This window comes from Rhizobium sp. TRM96647 (assembly GCF_025780115.1).
Taxonomy (GTDB): Bacteria; Pseudomonadota; Alphaproteobacteria; order Rhizobiales; family Rhizobiaceae; genus Mycoplana.
Genome location: NZ_JAOXHF010000006.1, coordinates 89,738 through 112,718, shown reverse-complemented (window position 1 = coordinate 112,718; position 22,981 = coordinate 89,738). Strand labels below are relative to the sequence as shown.

The following is a 22,981-nucleotide window of genomic DNA, read 5'->3' as shown; positions in this document are numbered from 1 at the left end:
ATCCGGTCCCGCGGTAACGTGGAGAGGGCGCCATGGACAGCGCCGCTGTCAGTGACCTCTTGGGTGCCACCGCATCCTGCAGGCGTCCCGCAGCGCAGGCCGTAGACCCTGGATCGTCGATCCGGCCTGTGGCCGATCTTCCCGCGACGTTCGATGGCATGACCTGGCTCGTCCCCGAACGGCCCTATCGGCTCCTCCGGCCTCGATGGAACGCCAATCCTCGGCAGCGCCGGGCTCCGGGCGGGCGACGTTTCGCGCAGGAGTGTGACTCAAAAGCGACGATATTGGCGGCCTGCGGGGCGCCCTTCCGCTACGTCAGGCAACAAACCTGACTCTGCCGGGGCGATCACGAAAATTTTGTTTGGTGTTGAAAGCCCGTTTGCACCCCTGAATTCAATCCTGCCGACCGTCGTAAATCTGTCATCGTCTCACGGTTGCATTTGGCGTCAGTGAAAAAATGTGATGATTAACAAAAGTTTAATTCTGTCGGCCCAGGGACGGGGTCGGCGGCCGCTGCGGCGGCGCGAATCGATTCATGAAAACATGCGAATGTAAATCCCCAGTTGGGCCCCGTGGCATTTGATTCGCGCCGTTGTAGACTTTAGTTACTGATTCGTTTGGTGAATCCCGTCCATGCGGCTTGATCGCAAGCGGTGCCGAGTTCCGGCGCTGGTGCGAGGGGGAACGGGATGACCCTGCCGAGTTTGGCAACGGGGGCTATTATGGAAACGATGAGAGCGGATGTATCGCTCCGGGAATCCTATGGATTCTCTGCGGTGGCATGTGAACGAAAGAGCGCGCGTGAGCAGCTGGCCCACCAGTTGGGGCGCTGTGCGGACCGCGCCGGACTCACGGCAGGGTTGAAAGCGCTGACCCGGTATGTCAGCGCGTCCCACTATCTTCTTGTCCGCCACGACATGTCCTTCAGCGCCGACATCGGCTTCGTCGTCGCGTCCGACTGGCCGTTCGACATGGTCCGCAGCCTGGCCGCTGTACTCGGCAGCACGAACGGCCGCATGAGCGATCTCGACCGGTCCAGCTGCCTGATGCAGCCGGTGTTCTCGCGGTTCTGCGACGACGTCGCGGCGCCGTCCGGGGTCAGCCGGGAATATTGCACCATCACCTTCAACGTCGGGCGCGTGCGCATGACGCTGATGCTGCTCTTCCCGGAGCACTACATCCTGTCGCAGAGCAACCTGCGGGACGTGGGCCTGCTGACCGGCTATCTCGCGAGCGTCTGCTGCAAGCCGACAGGCCGCCAGGACCGCGAATCCGAATTGACGGATCGCGAGGTCGAGTGCCTCTACTGGATCGCCGAGGGCAAGACCAGCGAGGATATCGCCGTGATCCTCGGCATATCCCGCAACACGATCAACAACTACATCACCAGCGTCATGCGCAAGACGGCGACCAAGACCCGTTCCGAGGCGATCGCCTGGGCCGTGCGAAACAATCTCGTCTGAGGTGAAAGCGATGGAACATCCGTTCTCCCAGCCGAAGGACGAGGGGCCCGAGATCCGGATCTCGAAGCTGTCCCGGCCCAAGCGCACGACGGATGTGGTGGCGACACTCCAGCAGATGCAGAAGGTCGCCGGCGCGAAGAACTTTGCCGTGTTCCGCATCCTCGGCCAGGGATTGCCGTCGACGCGCCGCCTCGCCTGCACGCTCAGCAACTGGACGGCGGAGGCGACGGCGCGCGCCCTGGTGGAGACCCATGGCGAAGCACTCATGGCGCACCTGGAAACCTCGATGCTGCCCGTCGTCTGGGAAGGCGCTGACGCGAACAGCTTCATCGCCGACGAGCTCGCCTCCTTCGCCCTGCGCTTTCCGGCAAGCCAGCTGCCCCATGCCGGCATCGCCTTTCCCGTCCGGCTGGGATCGAGCGGCAACGGCTTCGTCGTCCTGACCGGCGATTTCCTCAGGATCGACACCGACCTCGTGCTCGACATGCACATGCGCGCCGGCCAGATCATGGTCGACCTGCAGGCGGCGGACGAAAAGCGTATGCAGCCGGCCGAAGCGCTCAACGACCGCGAGATCGCCTGCCTGCAGATGGCGGGCGACGGCTGCATCAGCGAATCCATCGCCGAAAAGCTCGGGCTTTCGGTGCATACGGTCAATGCCTATCTGGGCACGGCGACGACCAAGCTGGATGCGGTCAACCGCGTCCAGGCGATCGCGAAGGCGATACGCCTGGGCTATATCCGCTAAAAGCGCGACGACGGCACGCGATTCCGAAGGATCGCGATGTCCCGTGACGTCGGCTATGGTCGTTTAGTGAGCCTGCAGCTGCAATGAGGCCGAGCGCCTGAACTGCGCATCCCGCAGGCTCGCCGCGAGCAGGTCGGTGTTGTCGTCCGGATCGACCGCGGGGTCCTCGAAGGCGACGTGGGTCACCTCGATGCCGGCGCGTTCGTTACCGAGCTGGAGCCGCGCATAGACGGTGCACCCGCGCGGACGCAGTTCCAGATCGAGCGTCACCTCTGGCTCGCCGCCCCAGTCGAGCTTGTAGTCGCCACCGGCGCCGAAAACCACGGTGCCGGGGAGGAAATACAGCTCGGCTGCAGATGAAACCAGGTCGGACAGGTTTCCGTAGCACTCGAACCGCAGCAGGGATACCAGGTCGGCCGCGTCAAGCAGCCGCAATTCCGATGCAACCGGGCCGATCGCTTCGGCCACGATCCTCTCGCGCTGGGCAGAATAGGAGCTTTTTCTCATCGGATCTCTTTTACCGTCTCATCTGGGGCGAAGCTGCGTAGACCCGGTGAATCAGTTCCGCCACTGCCTTGTAGAACACCGGTGGAATGACACTATCCACCGAGACTTGCGCAAACATGGAGCGCGCGAGCGGCGGATCCTCGAAGACGGGGATGCCGTTCTCCTCCGCAAGCTCGCGAATCCTGAGCGCGACCAGGTCCTGGCCCTTGGCGACGACGATCGGGGCGTCCTGTTCCTCGCGGACGTAGCGCAGCGCCACGGCAAAGTGTGTCGGGTTGGCGATGACGAGCGTGGCGCGGGGAACGGCGGCGATCATCCGCTTGCGGGCGCGGTCGCGCTGGATGGAGCGGAGGCGGCTCTTGACGATCGGATCGCCCTGCGCCTGCTTGTGTTCCTCCTTGACCTCCTGCTTGGTCATCCGCAGTTCGGAATACCAGTGATGGCGCGTCCAGGCGAAGTCGATCGCGGCGATCACGGCGGTTGCGAACAGGATGATCACCATGATCGTGTTCGCTTCCTTCGCGAGGGTTTGGAAGATCACCGCCGGATCGGAGAACATCGCGTCCAGCGTCGCGAAATAGTCGTCCCACAGGACCAGGACGACGACCACGGATACGGCGCCGACCTTGATCAGCGACTTGCCGAATTCCACGAGCCCGGGCTTGCCGAAGATCCGGGTAAATCCCTTGATCGGCGACAGGCGCGACATCTGCGGGCGCACGCGCTCCAGAACCGGGCTCGGCATGTTCTGCAGGATCGATGCGGCCAGCCCGAACAGCATCATCATCAGAAGCGCCGGCATCAGCAGCACGCCGGCCTCCCAGCCGAGGTGGCGGAAGAGGGCGACGACGTCGCCGCTGTTCTCCAGATCCCAGGCATCCGGCTGCCCGAACAGGTCGCGCAGCGTCTCGGCGACGCGCAGGAAACCGCCGGGCAAAAAGAACACGAGAAAGAGATAGATCGCCACGGTGGAAGCGAAGACCGGGACCTCGCGCGCGAACGGCGTGTTGCCCTTCTCCGCAGCGTCGCGGATCTTTTTCTCTGACGGGGCTTCTGTTTTGCTTTCCTTGTCCTCGTCGTCGGCCATGGAAAGGTCCTTCCGGAATGCGCTCTGCGGCAAGGGGCGGCAGGCCCGTCAACCCGTGGCCCGCTCTACCGACACATAAAAAGAGACCCGAGCCTTTTCAGATTCGGGTCCCCGGAACGGTCGGTCTTTGAAAGGGGCGAGTCAAGCCGGCTCAGGCGGCGGCCGCGGCCTCGTCCTTCTCTTTCAACTGAATCTGTCCGGCGGCCGCCAGCCTGATCGCCTCCTGGGTGATCGAGCGCCTGGCGATCGCGACCTCGCGCGGATTGCCCACGTCGCCGGCTGCGAGATCCGATTCGATCATGCGACGCTGGCGCGCGCCGATCGACGACAGCACGGCCTCGCGCAGGTCCATCGACGTTCCGCGGAGCGCAGCGGTGATGATGTCGCCGGCAACGTCGTTGAACAGCGACACACGGCTCTTCTGCGGCATGATGAGCAGGTCCTCGAACAGGAAGATCTTCGGTCGGACCTTCCGGACGGAGGCGGTGCTGATTGTCTCCAGCGAGGCCAGCAGCTCGTCGACCTGATTCTTCTCCATCTCGTTCATCATCTCGGCGACCTTGTTCGAGCCGGGCGAGTTCCGTTCCGCCTCGAAGGCGTCCATCATCTCCCGTACGCGTCCCTCGATGATCGCGGCCGCCTTCGGGCTGACGTCCTTCAGGTTGACGGTACGGTTGATGATGTCGGCGCGGCGCTCTTCCGGTACCTCGAGCAGGACCTTGGCGCCGAAGGCCGAAGGCATCATCGACAGGATGTAGGAGATGGTCTGCGGATGTTCCTTCAGCAGGAACTGGCTGATGAAGATCGCGTCCGCATCCTGCAGGCGATCCCAGATGGTGGTCTCGTAGGCCTGGAAGGCGGTGCGGCGGCCGAGCAGGCCGTCCACCTCGTCCGGCGTCAGCCCCTCTTCGAGGATCCCTTCCATCATCTTCGCGTTGTCCATCAGGCCCGCGCCCTCGGTGAAGAGGTCCTCGAACTCGTTGACGAGTTCGAGCAGTTCCTGGGGGGGAATGGGGCGAAGGTTCTGCGCCGCGGCGATGATACCCTGCAGCTCGCCCTGGGTGAAGAACTTCAGGAGCTTGCCGGCCACCGGCTTGCCCATCGCCAGAAGAACGGCGGCTGCCTTGTCGACGGGCTTGAGCGGCGCACCGACTGCAGTGCTGCCGAAATTGTCGAAATCCATCATGGATGCCTCCTGAAACCTTTCACCGGTATCAGCTCATTTCAGTTGTGGGATGTGCTCTTGACCTCGATGAGCTTGACCCCGAAACGGGTGTCGTCGTTCTCGAGCACGGTAATTTCGCCGCGGCCGATCACTCGGCCGTTGACCATCACGTCGACCGGCTCGCCGATGCGCCGGTCGAGCGCGATCGTGGCGCCCTCCGTCAGGCCCATCAGTCCGGAGACCAGCATCTGCGAGGTTCCAAGGACGATCTGCAGGTCGATCGGGATGTCCATGATGAGGCCGAGATTGGCCTCCATGGCGCTTCCCGGACGCGCAGGCATCTCGCCAAGGCCGGTGCCGCCGAAGTCCTCTCCGCCAAGGTCGGCGCTGCCGAACCCGGCATCGCCGAAGGCTGTCGTGTCGGTGCTGCCGAAGTCTCCGCCGAAGCCTGCTCCGGCCGTATCGGAGCCGAAGTCTCCGCCGAATGCCGCAAGGGCGTCGCCGCTGTCGCCGGCGGGGAAGTCCATGCCGAAGTCCGTGGCGGGAGCGCTTGACGCATCCTGCTGCAGGACGCCGCGGAGATCGTCGATTGCCTGTTCGAGCTCGGCGTCGTTTGCGGTGACGGGCGAGGCGAGATCGTCTGCAAGAGGTGCTTTTTTCGGTGCCATGTGATCACTATTCCATTTGAAACTTGCCCGAGGCGTGCTGCCGGGCCTGATCCTATCCGACGATGTGCTGCAGCAGCTCGTCTTCCGAGCCGTAGGTGTCCTTCACCCGAACCGTGTAGCGCGCGCCCGAACGCCCGAACTCGCAGACGTAGAGCTTGTTTCCGTTTGCGCTGACGTCGACGCGGACGTCGGCGGCATCGTGGAAGGGAATGATGTCGCCCGCCTGCAGACGGCTGATCGTGTCGAGCGTCTGGCTCTCGAGCTTGATGCGCGCCTGGAGGGTGACCTTCGAGCGGCGGACCTGCTCGCTCAGCTGCTCGCTCCACTCCTTGCGCGTCCTTGCCGAATTGGCCGCCCGCGGCGGGGCGATCGTCGATTTCAGCAGCGCCCTTTGCGGAACGACCACGAAGAAGCTCGAAAGCACCGGGCCGATCCCGACGGACATCTTCACCGTGGCGGCAAAGGTCTCCTCCGAGCCGTCGGCCGGCGCCTTCCGGCCTTCGACGTTGTAGGCGGGGCCGATGATCGGCTCGTAGCCGTTGTGGTCACCTATGGCGGTCTTGAGCACGCCGCTGATCCTGTCGAACACCATGGCGGCGATGTCGAGCTCGATCGGCGACAGCGTGCGGGGTTCCGGCTCCTCGATCGAATCGCGGGACGCGCCCAGCATGTTCTCGATCAGGGTGATGATGAAGGGGCTGTCGCAGATAACGGCGTAGTGGTCGCTCCAGTTGCGAAGGGAGCAGTCCGACAGCGCCATCGCCCCGCCGAGCCCCGAGACCAGCTGGCCGAAGCGACCGATCTCGTATCCGGCATAGGTCACGGCCACGTCGAAGCCGAGTTCGCTTTCGAAGACGTCGGGCAGGAACTCCGAGAAGACCTCCCCGAGTGCTGCGCAGCGCCTGGAGATGGTCTCGCGGTCGCCGAGCTGGCCGGTGAGGCGGGCGAGAACGATCGGGTCCTGTTTCGACTTTGCTGAGGCTGTCATCTTGTTCCCGCTCATTTAGGCCGCCCTTGCGTCGTTGCTGCCGCCGGGGTTCATCATTTCCTGCTCGACCGCGTCGATCGAGGGACGCTCGTAGGCGGAGATCGTCTTGCGGCCGTATTCCAGCGCGACCTGCGGCACGGAGCCGTTCATGTAGGCGAGCAGCGTCTGCTTGACGATGACGTAGAGCCGGTTCTGCTTGGTGCGCACCGACTTGATGTTGGCGATGACCGGCGACACGATCGAATAGGAAAGGAACACGCCGAGAAGGGTGCCGACGAGGGCGGCGGCGATCTTACCACCAAGGATCTCGGGCGATTCGTTGATCGCGCCCATCGCCTTGATGACGCCGAGCACGGCCGCCACGATGCCGATGGCCGGGAAGGCGTCACCCATCGTGCTGAGCGCGTGGTAGGGCTTCATCTTGTCGTGGGTGATGGTCTGGATTTCCTCGTCCATCAGCGCCTCGATCTCGTGGGCGCGGGCGTTGCCGATAATGATGAGGCGCACGTAGTCGCAGATGAAGGCGGTGAGCTCCTTGTTCTGCAACACCGTGGGCGCGGCCTGGAAAATCGAGGAATCGTCGGGATTGTCGATATGGGCTTCGATCTCGTTGCGCGACTTGGTGCGCAGGTCCCGCATCAGGCTGTAGAGCACGCCGAGCGTATCGAGATAGTGCCGCTCCTTGGGAACCTTGTGCTTGAAGGCCTCGCCGAGCGCCTTGCCGGTATCCTTCACGACCTTCATGGTGTTCGCCACGATGAAGCCCCCGATGCCGGCGCCGCCGATGATGACGAGCTCGAACGGCTGGGCGAGGACTTCGAGATGCCCGCCCATGGCCATGTAGCCGCCAAGGACACAACCGAAAGTTACGATCAGACCGATGATGATGTTCATTGCTAGCCCACACGCCTCGACATATTTCTGACGAGACCTGAATAGGCGTCCAGCCTTGTGTGAGGCTGTACCTTCCACTTCGTTAAGATCGGCGGCAGCAAATACCGGTGCAGGTCGCTCTTACAGGTTCGCGCAAGCAAAGTGGCGCAGGTTGTCTCGCGAGAGGGGGCACCGTGCCCCGCAACACCGGAAAGCGCGGCCGCATCGTGACCACGACCTATACCAGCTACAAACTGATCACCGCCGATCTGTCGACGTCGCTGGAGCGCGTCGCCGAGCAGCCGGACGTCAAGCGCGAGAGCGCCTACTATCTGGACAGGATCGGCTCCATCAAGACGATCGACGAGTTCTTTGCCGACAGTCGCCTGTACAACTATGCGATGAAGGCGCACGGCCTTGAGGACATGGCCTATGCCAAGGCCTTCATCCGCAAGGTTCTGGCCGAGGGCACCGACGCCGACGACGCTTTCGCCAACAAGCTTTCCGACAGCCGCTACAAGGACCTGGTGGCCTCGCTGAACTTCGCCCGTCATGGCGAGACGGCCACGAGCTTCGACCGCGCCCAGAAGGGTGTGGTGGAGAAGTACAACCGCCAGACCCTGGAGATGAACGCGGGCAGCGAGAACTCCGGCGTGCGGCTCGCCCTCTATTTCGAACGCATGGCGCCTGCGATCACCAGCGGCTATTCGATCATCGCCGATCCGGCGCTCTCCCAGGTCGTCCGCACGGTCCTGCAACTGCCCGACGCATTCATGGCGACCGACGTCGACCGCCAGTCCGCCTATTATGAAGACGTCCTCGACCTCGCCGATTTCCAGGATCCGGCGAAGGTCGGCACCCTCCTCGAACGTTTCACCGCCCTGTGGGAGATCGACCATCCTTCCACGCCGGGCGGCCAGCTGTCCGCATTCCAGACGGGCGGCCTGATCGGCATTTCCACCGATCTCCTCATCTCCATCGCCAATCTCAAACTCGGAGGCCGCTAATGGAAACCGGGCTTTACGTCTCGCTTTCGTCCCAGATCGCACTCGATCGCCGCATGACCACGCTCGCCGACAACGTCGCCAATGCCAATACCGTCGGCTTCCGCGCGACCGAGATCAAGTTCAACGACGTCGTCGCCGACAACGGCAAGGCCAAGGTCGCCTTCGTGGACCAGGGCAACGAATACCTGTCGACACGCCACGGCGGCATGACGGAAACCAACGGGATGCTCGATTTCGCCATCCGCGGCGATGCCTGGTTTGCCGTGGAGACCCCGGCCGGGCAGACGCTGACGCGCGACGGTCGCTTCACCCTGACCGAGAACGGCGATCTCGTCACGCTCAACGGCTATCCGGTGCTCGACGCCGGCGGCGCGCCGATCCAGATCGACGGCAATGCCGGTCCGGTGAAGATCAGTGCCGACGGCCAACTGAACCAGAACGGCGTGCCGATTGCAGCGCTCGGGCTGTTTGAAGCGGATCTCTCCGCCGGCTTCGTGCGCGCCGGAAACAGCGGCGTCATCCCCGCACTCGCGCCCGAGCCGGTCGTCGACCGGATCGATGCCGGTGTGGCGCAAGGATATGTCGAGGAATCCAACGTCAATGCGATCGCCGAGATGACGCAGCTCATCACCGTGACCCGCGCCTTCGAGAGCATCAACGCGCTGCTGCAGCAGAGCGAATCCTCGATCGACAGCGCCATCAAGACCTTCGGCGGCAGCCAGTAACAAAGCATGATGATGACGGATACGACCACGAGCGATCAGCCGGCCAGCGACGGTGCACGCAAGCTCAGTGCGCTGGCCGGACTTGTGAAACGCTACTCCAACCCGGAGTTCTCGGTCGCGCATGGCGGCCACGTGCAGACGATCTCGGCCGGCAACTACACCGTCACCGGCCTGTCGCGTCACGTCAGGCTCGGCGAATTCGTCGCCCACCGCAGCCCCACCGGCATCCATCTCGGCGAGGTCGTGCGGGTCGAGCCCGACAGCGTCGTCGTGTGCCCGATCGAGCCGGGGGAACCGATCGGCATCCACGACACGGTGATCCGCAAGGGCGCCTTCCGCGTCGCGCCGGCGGCGGCGTGGTGCGGCCGCACCATCAATGCGCTGGGCGAACCGATCGACGGACGGGGCGCCCTGCCGCAGGGCGATGTCCGCCGCTCGATCTCCAACACCGCCCCGCCGTCGATGACGCGCAGCCGCGTCGAAAAAGGCTTTGCCACCGGCGTCCGCGCGATCGACATCTTCGCGCCCCTCTGCCTCGGTCAGCGTCTCGGCATCTTCGCCGGCTCCGGCGTTGGCAAGTCGACGCTCCTGTCGATGCTCGCCCGCGCCGATGCCTTTGACAAGGTAGTGATCGCGCTGGTGGGCGAACGTGGCCGCGAAGTGCGCGAATTCATCGAGGACACGCTGGGCGACAACCTGTCGAAATCGGTGGCGGTGGTCGCAACCAGCGACGAAAGCCCGATGCTGCGCAAGATGGCGCCGCTGACGGCGGTCACCATCGCCGAGCATTTCCGCGACCAGGGCGACAATGTCCTCCTCATCATCGACAGCGTCACCCGCTTCGCCCATGCGATCCGCGAGGTCGCCACCGCCTCCGGCGAGCCGCCGATCGCGCGCGGCTACCCGGCATCGGTGTTTACGGAACTGCCGCGCCTGCTCGAGCGGGCAGGGCCGGGTGCGGAGGGAACGGGAACGATCACCGCGATCATCTCCATCCTCGTCGACGGCGACAACCATAACGACCCGATCGCCGATTCGACCCGCGGCATTCTCGACGGTCACATCGTGCTGGAGCGCAGCCTTGCCGACGAGGGGCGCTACCCGCCGATCAATCCGCTCTCGTCGATCTCCCGTCTTGCCCGCAAGGCCTGGACGGCCGACCAGGAGAAGCTGGTGGCGCGGCTCAAGTCGCTCGTCCACCGCTACGAGGAGACGCGCGACCTGCGCCTGATCGGCGGCTATCGCTCCGGCAGCGATCCGGACCTCGACATGGCGATCAAGCAGGTTCCCATCATCTATGACGTGTTGCGCCAGACGCCGGGCGAAAAGCCCGCCGCCGATTCCTTCGCGGACCTGGCGATGGCGCTGCGCAATGCGCCGGCCAACCAGGCGAATGCCGGCAATGCGAGGGCAAGGGGATAGACCATGACCGATTTCGACGCCGACAAGGCAGTGCCGCCGCTGCGGCGACCCGACCAGGACGTCACGAGCATCGCCGACCGGCTGCTCATCACCGCCGGCATCAGCCTTGCGGCCATGGCGGCCTTCTTTCCCTGGTACGTGTTCCTCAATCCGCAGGAATTCTCCGTTCCTCCGCTCTGGCAGGGTGACCGGCGCGACCTGCCGGAAACGTCGGCTCGCGAGGTCGTGAGCGTTTCTCCGGCGGCGATGACGGACGACGACGACACGGCTCCCCCGCGCGAGCTCGATCCGGTCAGGACCGCGACCGTGCCCAATCTCGGCCGCGAGAACGGGTCCGGCGCGCCGGCAGAATCGCTTGAACAGCCGCTGCCCGCCCCGACCGGCTTTCGCCTGATGCACGTCGCAAACGGTCGCGCGCTGATCGAGGACGCCTCGGGTATGTACATCGCGCGCGTGGGGTCGATCCTGCCCGACAACAGCCGGCTGGCCACGCTCGAGCAGCGCGACGGCGAATGGGTGATCATCACCTCCAACGGCGACGTCTTCAAGCGCAACTGATTCGCCAGATACCCGTCCGGGCCTTCGACAAGCCGCCGCTCGCCCGGCGGCTTTTCTGCGTCGAAAGGGCCATTTTCCCTGATGATCCGGCCTGTCGCGCACCGCAGCAAATCCGGCAAGTCCCACGCAAGTTTAGGTCCCTAGGTTCGGGACAACAAAGTGGAGTTCGCCGTGACGCAACCAATCCAATTCTTCGAACTGGCATCCAAGCAGGCAGAGTGGCTCTCCGTGCGCCAGTCTGTGGTTGCCGGCAACATCGCCAACGCCAATACGCCCGGCTACAAGGCCAAGGACGTGACGCCGTTCCAGTCGGTGCTGGAGAACACCGGCATCCGCATGGCCGCGACCAGCCCGATGCACTTCACCGAAGGGTCGCTGGCCAGCGAGATCACCGACGTCGAAGCCAACGACGACGTCGGCATCCAGATTTCCGGCAACTCCGTCGGGCTCGCCGAAGAACTGATGAAGCAGGGCCAGGTCAAGCGCGAGTACGAGCTCAGCGCCGGCCTGGTGAAGGCGTTTCATCGCATGATGCTGATGACTGTCAGGACTTGAAAATGGATCCGCTTATTGCATCGATGAAGGTTGCAGCCTCCGGCCTGGAGGCGCAGTCCACCCGTATCCGCATCGTCTCGGAGAACCTGGCCAACGCCCGTTCGACCGGCGACGTGCCCGGCGCCGATCCCTACCGGCGCAAGACCATCACCTTCGTCGCCGAGCTCGACCGCAGCGTCGGCGCCTCGCTGGTGGAAGTCGATCGGTTGGCCGAGGACGAAAGCGAATTCTCCGCCGAGTTCGATCCCGGCAATCCCGCCGCCGACGAGAAGGGCATGGTCAAGATCCCGAACGTCAACATGCTGGTCGAGATGGCCGACATGCGGGAAGCCAACCGGTCCTACGAGGCCAATCTGCAAAGCATCCGCCAGTCGCGCGACCTCATCAGTGCGACGATCGATCTCCTGAGGGCATCGCAATGATTGAATCGCTGACGAGCGTAAAGACGCTCTCCTCTTCCTCGCCCCTCTCCGGCACCCTGACGGAGAACGGCGTCTCCTCCTCCAGCATCATGCAGCCTTCGGCTGCCCTGAACGCTGCCCAGCCCATGAGCTTCTCCCAGGTCCTGGGCGACATGGCGACCGAAACGGTCGGCAGCCTGCGGGCGAGCGAGACGAAGTCCTTCGAGAGCATCCAGGGCAAGGCCAATACCCGCGAAGTGGTTGATGCGGTCATGTCCGCCGAGCAGACGCTCCAGACCGCGATCGCGATCCGCGACAAGGTGGTCACCGCCTATCTCGAAGTCGCCCGGATGCAGATCTGAAGGAACGTGCCATGAAAGCTCTTGCAATCGCCGCCACCGGCATGAACGCGCAGCAGACCAATCTCGAGGTCATCGCGAACAATATCGCCAATATCAACACGACCGGCTACAAGCGCGCCCGCGCCGAGTTCTCGGACCTGCTCTACCAGACCGAACGCGCCCAGGGCGTGCCGAACCGCGGCAACGAGGCGATCGTGCCGGAAGGCGCCATCATCGGCCTCGGCGTGAAGACGGCCGCCGTCAGAAACCTGCACCTGCAGGGCCAACTCACCCAGACCGGCAACTCTTTCGACCTGGCTCTGGTCGGCCGCGGCTGGTTCCAGATCGAGGCGCCGGACGGCACGGTCCTCTATACCCGCTCCGGCGCGTTCAACACCAATGCCGATGGCCAGCTCGTCACGCTCGACGGCTACGCCGTGACGCCGGGCATCGTGGTGCCGCAGGATGCCACCGAGATCACCGTCAACCGCTCCGGCCAGGTCTTCGCCACCGTGGATGGCGAGCAGCAGGAGCTCGGCCAGCTGACGCTTGCGACCTTCGTCAACGAGGCCGGCCTCGAACCGCTCGGCGAGAACCTCTTCCGCGAGACGGAAGCCTCCGGCGACGCGACGATCGGCGTCCCGGACGAGGCGGGCGTCGGCTACATCCAGCAGAACTACCTGGAAGCCTCGAACGTCGATCCGGTCAAGGAAATCACCGACCTGATCTCGGCCCAGCGCGCCTATGAGATGAACTCCAAGATCATCCAGGCGGCGGACGAGATGGCCCGGGTCGTCAGCCAGAACCTCCGCTAGCGGCGTGAGATGAGGGAGACATGATGTTTCGCCCGAGAAAGAACCCTGTACGAAAGCGCGTCACCGGCCGGGCCGGGGCGTTCCTGGCTCTCGCCGCGATCGCCATCGCGGCAACGCTGGCTGTGCCGGCCGTGCCCGCCCTGGCCGATGGACGCTTTGCCGTCATCCCCAAGCGCACCATCTATCCCGGCGAACAGCTCGATGCGACCGTGCTGGAAGAAGTTGTGGTCACCAACCCGAACATCGCTCCCGGCTATGCCGAGCGGATCGAGGCCGTCGACGGCCTGGTGACGCGGCGGACGCTCGTGGCCGGGCGCATCATCCTCGTCTCGTCGCTGCGCGAGCCCTTCGCCGTCTCGCGCGGCAAGGCGGTCCGGCTGGTCTTCCAGAACGGCCCGCTGATGATCACGGCCTCCGGCTCGCCGCTGGACGATGCCGCGGTCGGCGATCTCATCAAGGTCCGCAACCTCGATTCCGGCGTGATCGTGACCGGCACCGTCATGGAGGACCGGACAGTGCACGTGGTGGCAAAATGACAAGAGCGTTCCTCACCCGTTTCCTGGGCGCCCTCGTCGGGCTGGCGCTGTCGATCGCGCCGGCGCATTCGGCCGCGCGCATCAAGGACGTGGCGTCGCTGCAGGCGGGCCGCGACAACCAGTTGATCGGCTACGGCCTCGTCGTCGGCCTGCAGGGCACGGGCGACACCCTGCGCTCGTCTCCGTTCACCGAGCAGTCGCTGCAATCGATGCTGCAGAACCTCGGCATCAATACGCAGGGCGAGCGCTCGCGTGCGAGAAACGTGGCGGCCGTGCTGGTCACGGCGACGCTGCCACCGTTTGCAAGCCCCGGTAGCCGCGTCGACGTGACCATCGGCTCGCTCGGCGACGCCACCTCGCTGCGTGGCGGCTCGCTCGTCATGACATCCCTTACCGGCGCCGACGGCCAGATCTATGCGGTGGCGCAGGGCTCGGTCGTGGTCACCGGCTTCAACGTGCAAGGCGAGGCAGCCACCCTCCAGCAGGGCGTGACCACCGCCGGCCGCGTGCCGAACGGTGCGATCATCGAGCGCGAACTGCCGGCCCGCTTCAAGGACGCCTCCGATCTGGTGCTGCAACTGCGCAATCCCGACTTTTCCACCGCCGTCGGAATGGCCGATGCGATCAACCGCTACGCCACCACCCGCTACGGCGGCCGCATTGCCGATGCCCGTGATTCGCAGTCCGTCTACGTCCAGAAGCCGAAGCGCGCCGATCTCGCCCGCCTGATGGCGGAAGTCGAGAACCTGGTGATCGAAACGGACGTGCCTGCGCGCGTCGTCATCAACGAGCGCACCGGCACGATCGTGATCGGGCAGGACGTCCGCATCTCGCAGGTCGCGGTGAGCTACGGCACGCTGACGGTACAGGTGACCGAGATGCCGCAGGTCGTCCAGCCGGCACCCTTCTCCGACGGCGTGACCGCGGTGGAACCGAACACCGACATCGTCGCCCAGCAGGACGGCGGGACGGTCGCCATCCTGAACGGCTCGAACCTCCGAACCCTTGTCTCCGGGCTCAACAGCATCGGCGTGAAGCCTGACGGGATCATCTCGATCCTGCAGGGGATCAAGTCGGCCGGTGCGCTCCAGGCAGAATTGGTGCTGCAATGACGAACAGGATCGAACAGTTCCCCATTCTCCGGAGCCTGCGCAGCCTGCTGCTGCCGGCAGCCGGCGCGCTCATGCTCGCCATTCCCGGCGCGCTGGCCGAGGAGCGGCCCGTCATCGTCACCAGCGCGGCCACGGCCGACGAGGTCCGCGAGTTCTGCACCAACATCTCCGACAAGGCGCGCGACCAGCGTTACCTGCTGCAGAAGCAGGAGCTGGAAAAGCTGCAGCAGGACGTGGACAGCCGCATCGCCACCCTCGAGGAGCGGCGTGCCGAATACGAGGACTGGCTGAAGCGCCGCAACGATTTCCTCCAGGTGGCGGAAGCCGGCCTGATCGAGATCTATAAGAAGATGCCGGCGGATGCCGCTGCGGCCCAGCTCGAAAAGATCAATCCCGAGATCGCCTCGGCGATCGTCATGAAACTCAATCCGCGTATGTCCGGCCTGATCCTGAGCGAGATGACGGCCGACAAGGCCGCGCGGCTCGCCAGCATCATCGCTGCCGCATCCGACCCGAATACCTCCAAGGACCCGTCATGAAGAAGCTAGCCCTCGCCATGATGGCCACCTCGCTCCTGTCCGGCTGCGCCAACCAGGCGCTGAAGGAAATCGGCCAGGCGCCGGCCATGAGCCCGATCGGTAGCGGCCTGCAGTATTCGCAGACGCCGCAGATGGCCATGTACCCGAAGCAGCCGCACGCCCGGATGTCCGGCTTCTCCATCTGGAGCGATTCCCAGTCGAACCTGTTCAAGGATTCGCGCGCCATCAACGTCGGCGACCTGCTGACGGTGACGATTCGCCTGAACGACGAGGCGACCTTCGACAACAAGACCGATCGCAGCCGCACGAACAAGAGCGGGATGAACTTCTCGGTCGCCGGCGACGGCGACAACTTCTCGCTCAGCACCGACGGCGACCTGACCTACGGCTCGTCCACCAGCACCAAGGGTGACGGCAAGACCGAGCGGTCCGAAAAGCTGAGCCTGCTCGTCGCAGCCGTCGTCACCAGCGTCCTGGAGAACGGCAACCTGCTGATCAGTGGCTCGCAGGAAGTGCGCGTGAACCACGAACTGCGCATCCTCAACGTGGCCGGCATCGTCCGGCCGCAGGATGTCGATTCGAACAACCGCATCTCCTACGACAAGATCGCCGAGGCCCGCATCTCCTATGGCGGCCGCGGCCGCTTGACCGAGGTGCAGCAGCCGCCATGGGGCCAGCAGCTCGTCGACCTGTTCTCGCCGATCTGATCGGTCCCTTCAAAAGATAGAGAGGGAATGCTGACATGGCGAACCAGGACCAGGACGACGAAGGCACGAAGAAGTCGCCGCTCGTCATGACCATCGCGATCGTCGCCGGCCTCAGTGTCGTGGCCGGCGGTGGCGGCTGGCTGGTGGGCAACATGCTCGCCCCGCCGCCGGCGGAGCCCGCGGTGGCGGCTGCGGCATCCGGCACGCAGGCCGGTTCGTCGGAGGAGGGCGGAATTGCGCGCCTGGCCACCGAAGCCAACGGCATCGTGGCGCTCGAGCCCTTCACCAGCAATCTCGCCTATCCGGCCGACAATCTCGTGCGCATGGAGATTGCGCTCGCCTTCAACGGCCAGCCGGACCTCGTTATCGCCGAAGAGATCCATCAGGACATCATGGCCTATATGCGCACCGTGTCGCTGCAGCAGATCCAGGGGCCGCGCGGGTTCCAATATCTCCGGGACGACCTGAAAGAGCGGGTTGACCTGCGCTCGGAAGGACGCGTAACCAACCTCATGTTCCGGACTTTTGTGATCGAATGATTCGATTTTTCACGACAACCTTCGTTGCCATGATGGCGATGACCAGCGTGGCGCTTGCCCAGCAGACGCCGGCGCAGTTGCTCAACACCCCGATCGACGGATCGGTCGCGTCCTGGATCATCCGCACCTTCGGGCTCCTGACCGTCCTTTCGGTCGCGCCGGGCATCCTGATCATGGTGACGAGCTTCCCGCGCTTCGTGATCGCCTTTGCGATCCTGCGCTCCGGCATGGGGCTCGCGACGACCCCCTCCAACATGATCCTGGTCAGTCTTGCCCTGTTCATGACCTTCTATGTCATGGCGCCGACTTTCGACCGCGCCTGGGAGACGGGCATCCAGCCGCTGCTTGCCAACCAGATCGACGAGGCCGAGGCGGCGCGGCGTGTCGCCGAGCCCTTCCGCGAGTTCATGACCGCGAACACGCGCGACGCGGACATGCAACTGTTCATCACGCTTGCCCAGGAGCGCGGCCAGACGGTGCTGGAGGACGGCAAGGTCGACCTGCGCGCCGTGATCCCGGCCTTCATGATCTCGGAAATCCGCCGCGGATTCGAAATCGGCTTCCTCGTCGTGCTGCCCTTCCTCGTCATCGACCTGATCGTCGCAACGATCACCATGGCGATGGGCATGATGATGCTGCCGCCCACCTCGATCTCGCTTCCCTTCAAGATCCTCTTCTTCGTCCTGATCGACGGCTGGAACCTGCTCGTCGGCAGCCTGGTCCGCTCGTTCCAGTAGCATCATCCCGGATTGTTTGGTTAATGCCCGCTTGCAACCTGCAGGCGGGCTTTTGCTGTTCCGCGGAAAAACGCCATGGAATCAATGGCGCCAAGTAGTCTTGGTTAATGCTGTTGGTTTATATTTGTATAATCGTTCCCGTTTGTTAACCACAACTCTGCGGCGTGCTGCCGGTGGGGCTGAAATTAAGAACCTGGCAAGAAACGGCGCCTAATTTTGTCGCCATGCAACAGGTTTGGTTTGGGATTATTTTTAAAGAAACCAAGTGGCATGATGCCGATCTGTAGTAACCGGTAGGAATTTCCGAGCCCGGTATGTCCCCATCAATGTATTTCGTAATAAGGGACAAAATTCATGTCTAGCATCATGACCAACGCTTCCGCTATGTCTGCTCTCCAGACGCTGCGTTCGATCAACAACAACCTGGCCGACACGCAGGACCGCATCTCGACCGGCTACCGCGTCAGCGCCGCCAAGGACAACGCTGCCTACTGGTCGATCGCCACGACCATGCGTTCGGACAACCAGGCCATTTCCGCCGTGCAGGACGCACTCGGCATGGGCGCCGCCAAGGTTGACGTTGCCAGCGCCGGCATCGAAGCCGCGATCGACGTCGTCACCGAAATCAAGGCCAAGTACGTCGCCGCATCCGAACAGGGCGTCGACAAGACCAAGATCCAGGAAGAAATCACCCAGCTGAAGGAACAGCTCGTCTCGATCGCAAAGGGCGCATCGTTCAACGGCGAAAACTGGCTGATGAACGACCTGACCGAAGCCGACAAGACCGTCGTTTCCGGTTTTGTTCGCAACACGGACGGTACCGTTGTCGTGACCACGAACGACATCACGCTCTCTGCCACGAACGTGCTGTTCGAAGGCGAAGGCACCGGCGGTCTCCTCGGCGATCTTTATGCCCTCGCCGATCTGGATGCGACGACCGATGCAGCTGCTCTCACGACGGCGCTCGACACCACCGAACTTGCACTGAAGGGCATGACGGCTGCTGCCGCCCAGTTCGGCTCGATCTCCTCGCGCATCGACATGCAGGAAGACTTCGCTGCCAAGCTGAGCGACGCTCTCGAGCGCGGCGTTGGCCGTCTCGTCGACGCCGACATGAACGAAGAGTCCACCCGCCTTGCCGCTCTGCAGACGCAGCAGCAGCTCGGCATCCAGGCGCTGTCGATCGCCAACTCCAACTCGCAGAGCATCCTGTCGCTGTTCCGCTAAGACAATGGCGGCTCCCGGAAACGGGAGCAGCTTCTTCTACCCCGGCATGGCGGTGACTTGCCGCCGTGCCGGCCATGTAAGGAACGATGGATCGATGCCGGGGAGGCTGACCCCCGCCACAGATCGTCTGGAAGCCGCATCCGGAAACGGGTGCGGCTTTATCGTTTTCTTAAGCAAGTTCTGACACGCGCATGCGCGCGCAAAGGTTGCAGAAAATTTATGCAGCCCTCATCTTTCCTGTTGTTCTTAGTCCTTCTTTAACCATCCTGCGATTATCTAGGGCCATCGAAACGACGGGTTAACCCTAAGGATAATAAAGGGTTAACAAGCATGACGTTGACCGTCGTTCGCCGGTAGAACCGGAATGTCCCTTCCTAGTCAGCCATTAAGGGGCAACAATTATGACGAGCATTCTCACCAACGTCGCAGCCATGTCCGCACTCCAGACGCTGCGTTCGATCAATTCCAGCATGGAAGAAACCCAGGGCCGCGTATCGTCCGGCCTGCGCGTCGGCGAAGCTTCCGACAACGCCGCCTACTGGTCGATCGCGACCACCATGCGTTCGGACAACATGGCGATCTCCGCCGTCCAGGACGCCCTCGGCCTCGGCGCCGCCAAGATCGACACCGCTTATTCCGGTATGGAAAGCTCCATCGACGTCGTCAAGGAGATCAAGGCCAAGGTCGTAGCCGCCACCGAACAGGGCGTCGACAAGGCCAAGGTTCAGGAAGAAATCAAGCAGCTGCAGCAGCAGCTGGTCGCGGTCGCTTCCGGCGCATCCTTCAACGGCCAGAACTGGCTGGTCTTCGACAGCACTGACGCCGATGCCGTTGCCGACAAGACCGTCGTTTCCGGCTTTATCCGTAACGCCGACGGTACGGTTCTGACCAATTCGACGACCTATACGCTCAATGAACTGGCGGCAGGCGGCGACTTGAACGTCCTGTTCGGAACGATCGATTCGGCCGACTACGCGGCCAGCGAAGGCGGCATCCTCGGTTCGGTCGCAGCCGACCTTGGCGTAACGCCTGCCTCCGCAGACTGGGATGCAGCGACGACGATCGTCAACATGGACATCACCGACTACACCGATGCTGACATGGCTGATGCCCTGTCCCTCGTGGAAGCCGGCATCCAGGCGATGACCAAGGCTGCCTCGCAGCTCGGTTCGATCTCCATGCGCATCGACCTGCAGGAAGACTTCGCCAGCAAGCTGTCCGACGCCATCGACAGCGGCATCGGCCGCCTGGTGGACGCCGACATGAACGAGGAATCGACCCGCCTCAGCGCCCTACAGACGCAGCAGCAGCTCGGCATCCAGGCGCTCTCGATCGCCAACTCCTCGTCGGAAAACATCCTGTCGCTCTTCCGTTAATCCTCATACGGATCGACAGATCGAACATCGGAAGGCCGCGCCTCGAAAGGGGCGCGGCTTTTCGTATTCTCAAGCCGGAAGTTCGCCGGTGCCACGCCAGGATCGGTAAGGTCTGTTTAACTTTCGTTAACCATGTTCGCATTATCTGGTGCCATCGAAACGATGGGTTAACCAAGACGAAGAAGCGGTTAACGGGCATCAGGCCATTCCGTCGTTCCCGGCAATCCCGGGATGTCCCTTTTCAAAATCAGCCACTGAAGGGGCAATTTCCAATGACGAGCATTTTGACGAACAACGCCGCCATGGCGGCCCTGCAAACCCTGCGCTCGCTCAACGCGAGCATGGAAGAAACCCAGTCGCGCGTTTCCTCGGGCCTTCGCGTCGCCGAAGCATCCGACAACGCCGCCTACTGGTCGATCGCCACGACGATGCGCTCAGACAATATGGCGATTTCGGCGGTTCAGGATGCGATCGGTCTCGGCGGAGCCAAGGTCGACACGGCCTATGCGGCCATGGACAGCGCTATCGAGGTGGTCAAGGAGATCAAGGCGAAGGTCGTCGCTGCCACGGAACAGGGCGTCGACAGGGCCAAGATCCAGGAAGAAATCAAGCAGTTGCAGGAGCAGCTCGTCTCGATCGCCGAAGCTGCGTCCTTCAGTGGCGAGAACTGGGTTGCCGGCGGCGACGACACTGAAAACACGCCGCTCGCATCCATGGTCGTCTCCGGTTTCGTTCGCAGCGCGGGCGGCACCGTTTCCGTGACGACGACAAACTATACCCTCGATGCAACCACGGTCGGATCCATGACGCTCCTTTTCGGCGGTGTCGCGGCTACCGGCGCACTCAGCCTCACCACGGGCATCCTCGGCACGGTAACGGGAGACCTCGATGGCGTGGTCGACTGGGACAATGACGGCACGCTGAGCGAAGCGGCCACCCAGATTGCCGGTAAGTCGATCGCAACGCTCGATGTCAACGACGCCGCCTTCATCGACGTCGCCGTCGCGATGCAGGAGGCGCTGACCCTGGTGGAATACGGCCTCCAGGCCATGACCAGCGCCGCTGCCGCGCTCGGCTCCATCTCGATGCGCATCGATCTGCAGGAAGACTTTGTCTCGAAGCTGTCTGATTCGATCGACAGCGGCATCGGCCGCCTCGTCGATGCCGACATGAACGAGGAATCGACCCGCCTCAGCGCCCTGCAGACGCAGCAGCAACTCGGCATTCAGTCGCTCTCGATCGCCAATTCCAATTCGGAGAACATCCTGTCGCTCTTCCGTCAGTAAGCGGCGCCCCGGCTGGGGGCGGCTTCGTCCCGCGCTGAAGGACAAACCCGCGGTTCCGAAAGGAGCCGCGGGTTTTGCCGTTGCGGCCGGAAGGGGCGCGGGCTCCCCGCATGCCGGAACCGGGGCGACCCCGGGCATGCCTTGCGCCAGGCTTGTGCGATTGTCGAATGTTTACGCTTTCTCAACGAAGCTTACCCGCGTGCCGATGCTGTTAACCTTTTGTTAACCATTCGGCCGTTAAGCCTTCGTTAAGAATGATGGACTGTCGCCCAGGGCAAACGGTTGGCGACAGCGCGCATGACGCGGATCCACCGTTGCCGGTGCTTCCACTCCGGCCTGCAATCTCTCTCCGAGACAGGGCATAGACGATGGCCAGCATATTGACCAACGCGGCCGCCATGGCGGCGCTGCAAACCCTCCGTTCGATCGACCGCAACATGGAGACCACCCAGGCGCGTGTCTCCTCCGGTCTCCGGGTAGAAACCGCCGCCGACAACGCCGCCTACTGGTCCATCGCGACCACGATGCGCTCCGACAACCGCGCGCTTTCGACCGTCCAGGACGCACTCGGCCTCGGCGCCGCCAAGGTCGATACTGCCTATGCGGCCATGGACAAGGCCATCGAGGTCGTCCAGGAAATCAAGGCCAAGCTGGTCGCGGCCTATGGCGTCGGCGCCGACCGCTCCAAGATCCAGGAAGAGATCAACCAGCTCCAGGACCAGCTGAAGAGCATCTCCGAATCGGCTTCGTTTTCTGGCGAGAACTGGCTGCAGGAGGACATCAGCGACGGTGCCGTTCCCCCGACGCCGGTGACGGTCACAAAGCAGGTCGTGGCCTCCTTCATCCGCAATGCTTCGGGCACCGTCGGCGTCACCACCGTCGACTATCCCCTCAACGAGGACACCGTGCTGTTCGACACCAGCGGCGGCAACCTCGGCATTCTCGACAAGCTGGCGACGAGCGGCGCGACGTCGCTCGGCTTCTCGGTCGTCACTCTCGACATCACCGACCTCGACACCGTTGCAGCCCAGCTCGACATTGCCGACCCGCCGGGACCGCATGACGATGTCGACGCTCTCGACGCGATGACCCAGTTCGTCGACGGCCAGCTCGAGGCCATGACCAGCGCCGCTTCGAGCCTCGGTTCGATCCAGAGCCGCATCGACATGCAGGAGGATTTCGTCGCAACGCTGATCGACACCATCGATACCGGCGTCGGACGTCTCGTGGATGCGGACATGAACGAGGAATCGACACGATTGCAGGCTCTGCAGACCCAGCAGCAACTCGCCATCCAGTCGCTCTCGATCGCCAACACCAACTCGCAGAACATTCTCCAGCTGTTCCAGCAGTAAGCCGGCAGCTCGCGCGCGGATCGTGTCTCGGGGTCTTTTCGGTCCCGGCGATCGCGCGCATCCAGACCGGGCGCCGAGGTCAACGGCGCTTCGGGATGCTTGGGCCGCGCGACTTGCCCTGGCGCGGCCCAAGACCTTCCGACAGACCCTTCATCCTCGCACAAGTTTGACCGTCTAGCTTCGCAACCTGCAATCAGGAAGATTGTGCGCCGGCAGTCGTATCCGGCCGGCGCGAAGTCCAAGG

Annotated in this window: 26 protein-coding genes; 20 read left to right on the top strand and 6 right to left on the bottom strand. The window is 63.5% G+C overall.

All coding sequences use genetic code 11. The features are described 5' to 3' along the window. Nucleotides 1-722 precede the first annotated feature (722 nt). Nucleotides 723-1,463: a transcriptional regulator VisN gene (gene visN, locus OCK02_RS13140; protein ID WP_412178825.1), complete on the top strand. Its 741-nt coding sequence runs from the start codon at nt 723-725 to the stop codon at nt 1,461-1,463. 10 nt (nt 1,464-1,473) lie between these two features. Further along, complete coding sequence (gene visR, locus OCK02_RS13135) at nt 1,474-2,211, top strand: transcriptional regulator VisR (RefSeq protein ID WP_263813450.1); 738 nt, start codon at nt 1,474-1,476, stop codon at nt 2,209-2,211. Between the two features lie 63 nt (nt 2,212-2,274). Here visR and OCK02_RS13130 read toward each other — a convergent pair whose 3' ends face one another. From OCK02_RS13130 to motA, 6 genes are all read right to left on the bottom strand, one after another. Next, nucleotides 2,275-2,718: a hypothetical protein gene (locus OCK02_RS13130; RefSeq protein WP_230807250.1), complete on the bottom strand. Its 444-nt coding sequence runs from the start codon at nt 2,716-2,718 to the stop codon at nt 2,275-2,277. 10 nt (nt 2,719-2,728) lie between these two features. After that, complete coding sequence (flhB, locus tag OCK02_RS13125) at nt 2,729-3,805, bottom strand: flagellar biosynthesis protein FlhB (RefSeq protein WP_263813449.1); 1,077 nt, start codon at nt 3,803-3,805, stop codon at nt 2,729-2,731. A 151-nt stretch (nt 3,806-3,956) separates the two neighbouring features. Further along, complete coding sequence (gene fliG / locus OCK02_RS13120; RefSeq protein WP_230807248.1) at nt 3,957-4,991, bottom strand: flagellar motor switch protein FliG; 1,035 nt, start codon at nt 4,989-4,991, stop codon at nt 3,957-3,959. A gap of 38 nt (nt 4,992-5,029) precedes the next feature. Then, a complete protein-coding gene (fliN, locus tag OCK02_RS13115; protein ID WP_263813448.1) occupies nt 5,030-5,638 on the bottom strand; it encodes a flagellar motor switch protein FliN in 609 nt (202 codons plus the stop codon). A 52-nt stretch (nt 5,639-5,690) separates the two neighbouring features. After that, complete coding sequence (locus tag OCK02_RS13110) at nt 5,691-6,626, bottom strand: FliM/FliN family flagellar motor switch protein (RefSeq protein WP_263813447.1); 936 nt, start codon at nt 6,624-6,626, stop codon at nt 5,691-5,693. Nucleotides 6,627-6,641: 15 nt separating this feature from the next. Continuing rightward, nucleotides 6,642-7,520, bottom strand: coding sequence for a flagellar motor stator protein MotA (gene motA / locus OCK02_RS13105; protein ID WP_230807245.1), 879 nt, complete (start codon nt 7,518-7,520; stop codon nt 6,642-6,644). A 206-nt stretch (nt 7,521-7,726) separates the two neighbouring features. Here motA and OCK02_RS13100 point away from each other — a divergent pair, with 206 nt between their 5' ends. From OCK02_RS13100 to OCK02_RS13015, 18 genes are all read left to right on the top strand, one after another. Further along, nucleotides 7,727-8,506, top strand: a complete 780-nt coding sequence (locus OCK02_RS13100; protein ID WP_263813620.1) for a DUF1217 domain-containing protein — start codon at nt 7,727-7,729, stop codon at nt 8,504-8,506. Continuing rightward, nucleotides 8,506-9,231 carry a flagellar basal-body rod protein FlgF gene (gene flgF / locus OCK02_RS13095; RefSeq protein ID WP_230807244.1) on the top strand — a complete coding sequence of 242 codons (726 nt, stop codon included), beginning with the start codon at nt 8,506-8,508 and terminating at the stop codon, nt 9,229-9,231. The genes OCK02_RS13100 and flgF overlap by 1 nt, the downstream gene beginning before the upstream one ends. Before the next feature lie 12 nt (nt 9,232-9,243). Next, a complete protein-coding gene (gene fliI / locus OCK02_RS13090) occupies nt 9,244-10,653 on the top strand; it encodes a flagellar protein export ATPase FliI (protein WP_263813619.1) in 1,410 nt (469 codons plus the stop codon). A gap of 3 nt (nt 10,654-10,656) precedes the next feature. Then, nucleotides 10,657-11,211, top strand: a complete 555-nt coding sequence (locus tag OCK02_RS13085) for a flagellar protein (protein ID WP_263813446.1) — start codon at nt 10,657-10,659, stop codon at nt 11,209-11,211. 171 nt (nt 11,212-11,382) lie between these two features. Beyond that, nucleotides 11,383-11,766, top strand: coding sequence for a flagellar basal body rod protein FlgB (flgB, locus tag OCK02_RS13080; protein WP_263813445.1), 384 nt, complete (start codon nt 11,383-11,385; stop codon nt 11,764-11,766). A 2-nt stretch (nt 11,767-11,768) separates the two neighbouring features. Beyond that, nucleotides 11,769-12,188, top strand: a complete 420-nt coding sequence (gene flgC, locus OCK02_RS13075) for a flagellar basal body rod protein FlgC (protein WP_230807241.1) — start codon at nt 11,769-11,771, stop codon at nt 12,186-12,188. Next, complete coding sequence (locus tag OCK02_RS13070) at nt 12,185-12,529, top strand: flagellar hook-basal body complex protein FliE (RefSeq protein ID WP_263813444.1); 345 nt, start codon at nt 12,185-12,187, stop codon at nt 12,527-12,529. Before flgC ends, OCK02_RS13070 begins: the two co-directional genes overlap by 4 nt. Nucleotides 12,530-12,540: 11 nt before the next feature. Continuing rightward, a complete protein-coding gene (flgG, locus tag OCK02_RS13065) occupies nt 12,541-13,323 on the top strand; it encodes a flagellar basal-body rod protein FlgG (protein ID WP_230807239.1) in 783 nt (260 codons plus the stop codon). A gap of 20 nt (nt 13,324-13,343) precedes the next feature. Further along, nucleotides 13,344-13,859, top strand: a complete 516-nt coding sequence (flgA, locus tag OCK02_RS13060) for a flagellar basal body P-ring formation chaperone FlgA (protein WP_263813443.1) — start codon at nt 13,344-13,346, stop codon at nt 13,857-13,859. After that, nucleotides 13,856-14,971, top strand: a complete 1,116-nt coding sequence (locus OCK02_RS13055; RefSeq protein ID WP_263813442.1) for a flagellar basal body P-ring protein FlgI — start codon at nt 13,856-13,858, stop codon at nt 14,969-14,971. The genes flgA and OCK02_RS13055 overlap by 4 nt, the downstream gene beginning before the upstream one ends. Then, complete coding sequence (locus OCK02_RS13050; protein WP_263813441.1) at nt 14,968-15,510, top strand: MotE family protein; 543 nt, start codon at nt 14,968-14,970, stop codon at nt 15,508-15,510. The genes OCK02_RS13055 and OCK02_RS13050 overlap by 4 nt, the downstream gene beginning before the upstream one ends. Next, nucleotides 15,507-16,217, top strand: a complete 711-nt coding sequence (flgH, locus tag OCK02_RS13045) for a flagellar basal body L-ring protein FlgH (RefSeq protein ID WP_230807235.1) — start codon at nt 15,507-15,509, stop codon at nt 16,215-16,217. Before OCK02_RS13050 ends, flgH begins: the two co-directional genes overlap by 4 nt. Nucleotides 16,218-16,252: 35 nt before the next feature. Then, complete coding sequence (fliL, locus tag OCK02_RS13040) at nt 16,253-16,756, top strand: flagellar basal body-associated protein FliL (protein WP_263813440.1); 504 nt, start codon at nt 16,253-16,255, stop codon at nt 16,754-16,756. Continuing rightward, nucleotides 16,753-17,493 (top strand): flagellar type III secretion system pore protein FliP, encoded by a 741-nt coding sequence (fliP, locus tag OCK02_RS13035; protein WP_263813439.1) that lies wholly within the window; start codon nt 16,753-16,755, stop codon nt 17,491-17,493. Before fliL ends, fliP begins: the two co-directional genes overlap by 4 nt. Nucleotides 17,494-17,847: 354 nt before the next feature. Then, nucleotides 17,848-18,720 (top strand): flagellin, encoded by an 873-nt coding sequence (locus OCK02_RS13030; RefSeq protein ID WP_230807232.1) that lies wholly within the window; start codon nt 17,848-17,850, stop codon nt 18,718-18,720. 401 nt (nt 18,721-19,121) lie between these two features. Beyond that, nucleotides 19,122-20,096 carry a flagellin gene (locus OCK02_RS13025; RefSeq protein ID WP_263813438.1) on the top strand — a complete coding sequence of 325 codons (975 nt, stop codon included), beginning with the start codon at nt 19,122-19,124 and terminating at the stop codon, nt 20,094-20,096. Between the two features lie 272 nt (nt 20,097-20,368). Continuing rightward, complete coding sequence (locus OCK02_RS13020; protein WP_263813437.1) at nt 20,369-21,382, top strand: flagellin; 1,014 nt, start codon at nt 20,369-20,371, stop codon at nt 21,380-21,382. 368 nt (nt 21,383-21,750) lie between these two features. After that, nucleotides 21,751-22,737: a flagellin gene (locus OCK02_RS13015; RefSeq protein WP_230807229.1), complete on the top strand. Its 987-nt coding sequence runs from the start codon at nt 21,751-21,753 to the stop codon at nt 22,735-22,737. The last annotated feature ends 244 nt before the right edge of the window (nt 22,738-22,981 follow it).

Excerpts from the sequence above, each read along its gene's own strand:
- flgF (WP_230807244.1), top strand. The coding sequence starts at position 8,506 with ATGGAAACCGGGCTTTACGTCTCGCTTTCGTCCCAGATCGCACTCGAT.
- visN (WP_412178825.1), top strand. The coding sequence starts at position 723 with ATGGAAACGATGAGAGCGGATGTATCGCTCCGGGAATCCTATGGATTC.
- flgH (WP_230807235.1), top strand. The coding sequence starts at position 15,507 with ATGAAGAAGCTAGCCCTCGCCATGATGGCCACCTCGCTCCTGTCCGGC.
- OCK02_RS13070 (WP_263813444.1), top strand. The coding sequence starts at position 12,185 with ATGATTGAATCGCTGACGAGCGTAAAGACGCTCTCCTCTTCCTCGCCC.
- OCK02_RS13130 (WP_230807250.1), bottom strand. The coding sequence starts at position 2,718 with ATGAGAAAAAGCTCCTATTCTGCCCAGCGCGAGAGGATCGTGGCCGAA.
- fliI (WP_263813619.1), top strand. The coding sequence starts at position 9,244 with ATGACGGATACGACCACGAGCGATCAGCCGGCCAGCGACGGTGCACGC.
- OCK02_RS13055 (WP_263813442.1), top strand. The coding sequence starts at position 13,856 with ATGACAAGAGCGTTCCTCACCCGTTTCCTGGGCGCCCTCGTCGGGCTG.
- visR (WP_263813450.1), top strand. The coding sequence starts at position 1,474 with ATGGAACATCCGTTCTCCCAGCCGAAGGACGAGGGGCCCGAGATCCGG.
- fliG (WP_230807248.1), bottom strand. The coding sequence starts at position 4,991 with ATGATGGATTTCGACAATTTCGGCAGCACTGCAGTCGGTGCGCCGCTC.
- motA (WP_230807245.1), bottom strand. The coding sequence starts at position 7,520 with ATGAACATCATCATCGGTCTGATCGTAACTTTCGGTTGTGTCCTTGGC.
- flgC (WP_230807241.1), top strand. The coding sequence starts at position 11,769 with ATGGATCCGCTTATTGCATCGATGAAGGTTGCAGCCTCCGGCCTGGAG.
- OCK02_RS13110 (WP_263813447.1), bottom strand. The coding sequence starts at position 6,626 with ATGACAGCCTCAGCAAAGTCGAAACAGGACCCGATCGTTCTCGCCCGC.
- flgG (WP_230807239.1), top strand. The coding sequence starts at position 12,541 with ATGAAAGCTCTTGCAATCGCCGCCACCGGCATGAACGCGCAGCAGACC.
- flhB (WP_263813449.1), bottom strand. The coding sequence starts at position 3,805 with ATGGCCGACGACGAGGACAAGGAAAGCAAAACAGAAGCCCCGTCAGAG.
- fliL (WP_263813440.1), top strand. The coding sequence starts at position 16,253 with ATGGCGAACCAGGACCAGGACGACGAAGGCACGAAGAAGTCGCCGCTC.
- OCK02_RS13025 (WP_263813438.1), top strand. The coding sequence starts at position 19,122 with ATGACGAGCATTCTCACCAACGTCGCAGCCATGTCCGCACTCCAGACG.
- OCK02_RS13050 (WP_263813441.1), top strand. The coding sequence starts at position 14,968 with ATGACGAACAGGATCGAACAGTTCCCCATTCTCCGGAGCCTGCGCAGC.
- fliP (WP_263813439.1), top strand. The coding sequence starts at position 16,753 with ATGATTCGATTTTTCACGACAACCTTCGTTGCCATGATGGCGATGACC.
- OCK02_RS13015 (WP_230807229.1), top strand. The coding sequence starts at position 21,751 with ATGGCCAGCATATTGACCAACGCGGCCGCCATGGCGGCGCTGCAAACC.
- OCK02_RS13020 (WP_263813437.1), top strand. The coding sequence starts at position 20,369 with ATGACGAGCATTTTGACGAACAACGCCGCCATGGCGGCCCTGCAAACC.
- OCK02_RS13030 (WP_230807232.1), top strand. The coding sequence starts at position 17,848 with ATGTCTAGCATCATGACCAACGCTTCCGCTATGTCTGCTCTCCAGACG.
- flgA (WP_263813443.1), top strand. The coding sequence starts at position 13,344 with ATGATGTTTCGCCCGAGAAAGAACCCTGTACGAAAGCGCGTCACCGGC.
- OCK02_RS13085 (WP_263813446.1), top strand. The coding sequence starts at position 10,657 with ATGACCGATTTCGACGCCGACAAGGCAGTGCCGCCGCTGCGGCGACCC.
- fliN (WP_263813448.1), bottom strand. The coding sequence starts at position 5,638 with ATGGCACCGAAAAAAGCACCTCTTGCAGACGATCTCGCCTCGCCCGTC.